The organism is Microcoleus sp. BM001215392, from assembly GCF_036700185.1.
Taxonomy (GTDB): Bacteria; Cyanobacteriota; Cyanobacteriia; order Cyanobacteriales; family Microcoleaceae; genus Microcoleus.
In genome coordinates this window covers 8,333-13,987 of record NZ_JAUBOJ010000177.1, presented here as the reverse complement: position 1 = coordinate 13,987, position 5,655 = coordinate 8,333, and the positions used below count along the sequence as shown (strand labels likewise).

The window sequence follows — 5,655 nt, the reverse complement described above, 5'->3', positions numbered from 1 at the left end:
AAGGGCTCTCGCATTTCGGCAGACAATTTATTAGTGAGAACCAGAGATTTACTGCCGAAATGCGAGAGCCCATACGAATATATTTGCAAAAATGAGATCCACTCACCCAACACCTTATTTTAAATCAAGAGTTGGGTTTCGTGACCTCAACCCAAACTACATATTTCTAATACTCGACTAGCGTGACGATCGGCACATCCGGCAATTTCTGCCTCCCGCCCAAAGCCAGCAATTCGATGACAAAAGCAAAACCGACAAGCTCGCAGCCCGCTTGCTCCAACAACTTAGCCGTCGCGGCCGCTGTTCCGCCAGTGGCGATTAAATCATCCACAATCAGCACCCGGCTGCCGGCCTTCATCGCATCTCGGTGCATCTCCAGTCGATCGACACCATACTCCAACTCGTACTCAGCAAAATAAATTTCTCCAGGTAGTTTCCCCGGTTTGCGGACGGGAATAAAGCCCACTCCCATTTTATAAGCCAAAGGCGTGCCAAAAATAAAGCCCCGCGATTCCATGCCCACCACATAGTCAGCAGACATTGCAGAGCATTTTTCGGCTAAACTGTCAATAGTGTAGCTCAGTCCTTGCGGGTTGCAGAGCAAAGTTGTAATGTCTCGAAACATAATTCCCGGCTTGGGGAAATCTGGAATGTCGCGAATCAGAGATTTGAGATCCATAAGCTTGCAGATCGACGTTGAGGGTAACGAGGCATCAAAAATGCTACAATCATAACGTCAAAATTTTAAATTTAAAAATAAAAATTAAAACTAAGAACTTCGTTAGTTTTAATTTTTTAATTGCTGAATGCTTTACGTACTATGTAAACAAATGTCATAATTTCCTAACAACAGGGTTGAATATCAAGATTTGTCAACCTATGATCTAAAGTCAAAAATATAATATCTAAAATCCAATGATCAAGTTGGCAGCACGAGTGGGTGAGGTTCCTCCTTCTATAACCTTGGCGATCGCAGCTAAGGCAAAAGCTATGAGGGCCGAAGGGATTGATGTATGTAGTTTGAGCACCGGAGAACCAGACTTTGATACCCCCGAACACATTAAAGCGGCGGCAAAGCAAGCTTTGGACGCGGGGAAGACTAAGTACGGCCCTGTGGCTGGGGAAGCGCAGTTAAAATCTGCGATCGCCCGCAAACTCCACGACGACAACAATCTCCACTATCAACCGGAAAATATCATTGTCACCAACGGTGGCAAACATTCGCTCTACAATCTGATGATGGCTCTGATCGAGCCGGGAGATGAAGTAATTATTCCGGCTCCCTACTGGCTCAGCTATCCAGAAATGGTCAAACTCGCCAGCGGCAAGCCCGTAATTGTACGGACGGATGCTTCTACAGGATATAAAATTACACCGGAACAACTGAGTGCAGCGATTACTCCCAAAACCAAGTTATTTGTGCTGAATACGCCTTCTAACCCGACGGGAATGGTCTACACTCCAGCGGAAATTAAAGCCCTGGCCGAGGTGATAGTCGATCGAGATATTTTAGTCGTTTCGGACGAAATTTACGAAAAAATTATATATGACGGCGCTCAACACGTCAGCATCGGTTCCCTAGGTAAAGAAATATTCGATCGCACGATCGTCAGCAGCGGTTTTGCCAAGGGTTACTCGATGACAGGCTGGCGCATTGGCTATTTAGCTGGGCCGATCGCATTAATCAAAGCCACCAGCACCATTCAAGGACACAGTACCTCAAACGTGTGTACCTTTGCACAGTACGGGGCGATCGCAGCTTTGGAAAGCAGCCAAGAGTCTGTGGAAAAAATGCGACTAGCTTTTGCCGATCGGCGTGAGGTAATATTTGAATTGCTCGATGCGATCCCTGGAATTAGCTGCATCAAACCAGACGGCGCTTTCTATATGTTTGTCAATATCAGCAAAACAGGAATGACTTCTCTACAATTTTGCGATGCTTTCTTAGAACAGCATCAAGTCGCAGTTATTCCCGGGATTGCGTTTGGTGCAGACGACCACATTCGCTTGTCTTATGCCACCGATTTAGGCACAATTAAAAAAGCCGTAGAAAGGCTCGATAAATTTGTTCGCAACATCTAAAAATTAGTCATATCGTGTCCGATCGATTAACAGCAATAATATTCGTTCGTAGTGCGGACTGAAGTCCGCAGCATTTTGCGGACTGAAGTCCGCACTACGAACCGTTTTTGTTATCGTAATCGACCGGACATGATATCATGGGTCATTGGTCATTGGTCATTGATAGTAACTGACTACTCACCACTGACTACTCACCACTGCCAACTGCCAACTGCCAACTGTCAACTGACTAAAGCTGTTTGGTCATAATTTCCTTCAGCAAATCCAGCCCTTTCTTCACTCGCCGAGAAACAGTCACCGCGCTGATACCCAAGCGTTCGGCCGTTTCCTTCTGTGTCAAATCGTACAGAAAAACAAACTCCAATATCTCCCGAGTCCGTTGTTCCAACATCGCCAAAGCTTGCTGTACGCGAATTTGATCCTCTTGCGCCAACTGAAAACTCCGATACTTACTATCGGGCACCAATTCTCCCAGACAAGTCGCGCCCTCATCTTCATCTTGCATCGGCGCGTCCAAACTCAGAGGCGATCGATTTAGATGCGCTAACTTAATTTCTTGCCATTCTGCTACAGACACCTCAAGCGCTGCTGCGACTTCAGCATCCGTAGGTTTGCGGTTGAACTGTACTTGCAAATCTTTGATTGCTGCGACCGATTTGCGTTCCAGGGTCAGCCAGTGGCGGGGAACTCGCACAACAGGGCTTTTGTCCCGCAAGTAGTGCTGAATTTCTCCCCGAATATAGGGAATTGCAAAGGAACTAAAAGCGTGTCCCTTCGAGATATCAAATCGCTCGATCGCCCCGATCAGCCCAATGCACCCCACTTGCAGCAAATCGTCGTAGCTTTCACCGCACTGGTTGATCCAGTGATAAACTTCTTTTCTCACAAGTCCAATATTCAGTTGAACTAACTGATTGCGGACTTCATTCGATCCAGAATGTTGGTACTGGCGCAACAATTGCAAATTTTCGCTTTTTAGGTCGTTCGGGACTGTGGTAGACATGGTTGCATAAGGGTTGGTAGAGCAGGGGACTGATGTTGCTTTAGACGTAGTTTTTAATCTAGTCTAAAAAAAATATCTTGAGGTGGTGTAATCCTAGCACTTGATACCTGTGACGGAGGACACATCCGTTTAACTTTGCGACTGCGCTGTGATTTGGCGCCTGTCAGTCGATCGCAGATTTTCCATTTTTACATTTTTCGATTTGAGATTTACTCCACAGATTAATAATTTGGGAGATTCAAAACCCGTCTCAAATTTTGAAATTTACCCTCAATATCGTCACAGCTTGTATCAGTTTTTGGTCTGGATCGTCGGAAATTGTTCAGCAACACCCGTATTTTTACTGGTGTTGATTTTTCACACCACATTATAATCGGAAATTTGTTAGATCGCAATACTTTAACTAATTAAAAATCGTTGTTTAATAACTGGCAACGTAATAACACTGTAATCATAAATTTAGTCATTAGTCAACAGTCTTCAGTTATGGTGCTCAAGACTGTTGGCTAATGAACGGCGAGCAGCAGCTTTAGGGCAAAAAACTGCTCAAATTTGTTGGCGTTAGCGAAGCGATCGAACCCAAAGCCCGCCCCTACGGGGGCTGCGCCAACGTAGAGGATCGATCGACAAAGGCAATGTTAGGACACAGAAGGCTCAATGCGAGCGTAAAACAAACCGCGAATTTTCACGTCCAGAGCAGGTCTAGCTCCCAAATCAGTATCAGAAGGCTGTGTACTCTCAAAAATCCCGCCAATTTCGCCAGTGGCGCTGTTGACTTTAGCAACTTGGAGAGAAATTTTGCCCGCTCTGCTGCGGGTGTCAGCCAGCTTAACGTTAGACCGATTCAGCTTGGAGTTGTCTGTCGCCGGCAGCGCTACAGCATTGTCGTAGCCCGTCGATACACCGCGAGCTTTAGGGTCTAAAAAGCCCGCGCTGCGGTAAGAAGGAACGTTAAAGTCGCCTTTGAGATCCGTAGAAGTATTGATAGCAACTACTCCGGGATCGGAACTGGCTACTAACTGTTTAATAGTGAACAAGAAAGGTACTTGCTCTCCCCCCGGTAACTGAATCGTAATCGCTTGAAAGTCCAAGCCGTCCTCTTCTTTAAAAGTCAGAGTGCCGTCATTACCAACCTTGAGCGTACCTTGAACTTGGTCAATGCTCGACGTGAACCGCGTCAGCAATTTACCAGGAACAAATTCGGCTTCTTGGCGTTTGTTTGCAGGTTCTTCCTTCACAAAATAAGTTGTCGGCTGCAAACACATACCAGTCAGTTTATAGGTGCCGCCCGCTTCGATGGGGATCGAACCGCGAGAAGTTTCTGCCAAGCTAGGGCAGTTATTAGCCAATCCCGTACCTCTAATCTCGTCGTAGGTGAGCAACTCGGTAGTCGCCACCGTCGTGTCAGGAGCAGAAGAACAAGCAACCAGCGCACTCATGCAAAATGCTAAAAGTGCAACAATTAAAGCACGATATTTCATTGCCAACCTCAATATCCAACATCGGATTATATTAAGAAAAAGCCCTAGTTCGAGCAAAATATAATTGCCCGCCGGCAGGCTAGGCCAGCGCCTCGGGTAGCATTTAGATCCTGATCCCTCACTTCACCCACACCGGCATTGACTAAAAAAATCTGGCGCAGTGCAGTAAAAATAAGCAATAACTTTTGATTTCTCAATCAAGTTCGGATCGCAGCCCAATACACATCCTACGACGGGTTGTGCTCTTTTCTTGACTTAGACTGCAAATTAATATTGCGATCGTCAACCTACTTAAGTTACTTTGCTTATTGCCCCCGAATGACGATCGCCACTAGCTTGATTAGTCGGCTGACACCAGCGGCCGGGCACAGAGGCCTTGTAGATTTCACAGGAAGCAGCGGTATGGACAACGGCAAAGATTTAGAGTCAGAAAAGTTGCAGTCTCAACTGCAATCGCTGACAGAGGCGCTTCGGACTTTAGCCGAAAGTTGTCAGGGAGACAGCGTGCTACTTTTGGGTTTGCTGCGGGCGTTGGAAGCTTCGCACCGGGAAATACGCGACGGTTTGTTCCAAGCGTCTTTTCCCGACAACCGCCAAGCACTTTACAAACTGCTCAGGAATATTGAAGCCAATGGCGGCTGGCCTTACATCCACCGCATGAAACTTCGATCGATCTTGGGGTACGCCCAACAATTATCTCCCCTAGAAAACAATTCGCCCGAGTCACCAGAACACTCGGCCGAGACTGAGGAAGGCTTGAAATAGTTTTGAGTGATGAGTTTTGAGTTTGTAAGTTTTACATTAACTCAAAACTCATCACAGAGCTGCACGATCGCACCTAGAACCCGAAATGTGTAGGAGGTACCGCTATCGGGTTCGGCACAAATATCGGAAATATCGGCGTTTGGCCAGGGATTGGTAACAGTCCCGGAATAGGCGTCGGGGCGATAGACTTAATTGACACCATCGAATCAGGTGCCGTAACAGTCGGCGCAGTCGGAATCCTCGAAGCCGTCGGAGTCGGAGTCGTAGCCGTCGGAGTCGGAGTCGTAGTTGTCGGAGTCGGAGTCGTAGTTGTCGGAGTCGGAG

General features: G+C 46.8%; 5 protein-coding genes and 1 pseudogene. 2 read left to right on the top strand and 4 right to left on the bottom strand.

What is annotated here, in order from left to right:
- Positions 1 to 166: 166 nt before the first annotated feature.
- Complete coding sequence (locus QT974_RS18870; RefSeq protein ID WP_333469969.1) at positions 167 to 679, bottom strand: adenine phosphoribosyltransferase; 513 nt, start codon at positions 677 to 679, stop codon at positions 167 to 169.
- 236 nt (positions 680 to 915) lie between these two features.
- On the opposite strand from QT974_RS18870, the gene QT974_RS18865 reads away from it, so the two are divergent.
- Positions 916 to 2,082, top strand: a complete 1,167-nt coding sequence (locus tag QT974_RS18865) for a pyridoxal phosphate-dependent aminotransferase (RefSeq protein WP_333469968.1) — start codon at positions 916 to 918, stop codon at positions 2,080 to 2,082.
- Positions 2,083 to 2,311: 229 nt separating this feature from the next.
- Here the strand turns inward: QT974_RS18865 and QT974_RS18860 are convergent, their stop codons facing one another.
- Positions 2,312 to 3,085 carry an RNA polymerase sigma factor SigF gene (locus QT974_RS18860; protein ID WP_333469967.1) on the bottom strand — a complete coding sequence of 258 codons (774 nt, stop codon included), beginning with the start codon at positions 3,083 to 3,085 and terminating at the stop codon, positions 2,312 to 2,314.
- A gap of 638 nt (positions 3,086 to 3,723) precedes the next feature.
- Entirely contained in the window at positions 3,724 to 4,566 is an 843-nt protein-coding gene (locus QT974_RS18855) for a photosystem II manganese-stabilizing polypeptide (protein ID WP_333469966.1), read from the bottom strand.
- A gap of 318 nt (positions 4,567 to 4,884) precedes the next feature.
- On the opposite strand from QT974_RS18855, the gene QT974_RS18850 reads away from it, so the two are divergent.
- Positions 4,885 to 5,331 carry a hypothetical protein gene (locus tag QT974_RS18850; protein ID WP_333469965.1) on the top strand — a complete coding sequence of 149 codons (447 nt, stop codon included), beginning with the start codon at positions 4,885 to 4,887 and terminating at the stop codon, positions 5,329 to 5,331.
- Between the two features lie 73 nt (positions 5,332 to 5,404).
- Here QT974_RS18850 and QT974_RS18845 read toward each other — a convergent pair.
- Positions 5,405 to 5,655 (bottom strand): annotated as a pseudogene (locus QT974_RS18845) (calcium-binding protein); the annotation flags it as partial.

Excerpts from the sequence above, each read along its gene's own strand:
- QT974_RS18870 (WP_333469969.1), bottom strand. The coding sequence starts at position 679 with ATGGATCTCAAATCTCTGATTCGCGACATTCCAGATTTCCCCAAGCCG.
- QT974_RS18865 (WP_333469968.1), top strand. The coding sequence starts at position 916 with ATGATCAAGTTGGCAGCACGAGTGGGTGAGGTTCCTCCTTCTATAACC.
- QT974_RS18860 (WP_333469967.1), bottom strand. The coding sequence starts at position 3,085 with ATGTCTACCACAGTCCCGAACGACCTAAAAAGCGAAAATTTGCAATTG.
- QT974_RS18855 (WP_333469966.1), bottom strand. The coding sequence starts at position 4,566 with ATGAAATATCGTGCTTTAATTGTTGCACTTTTAGCATTTTGCATGAGT.
- QT974_RS18850 (WP_333469965.1), top strand. The coding sequence starts at position 4,885 with ATGACGATCGCCACTAGCTTGATTAGTCGGCTGACACCAGCGGCCGGG.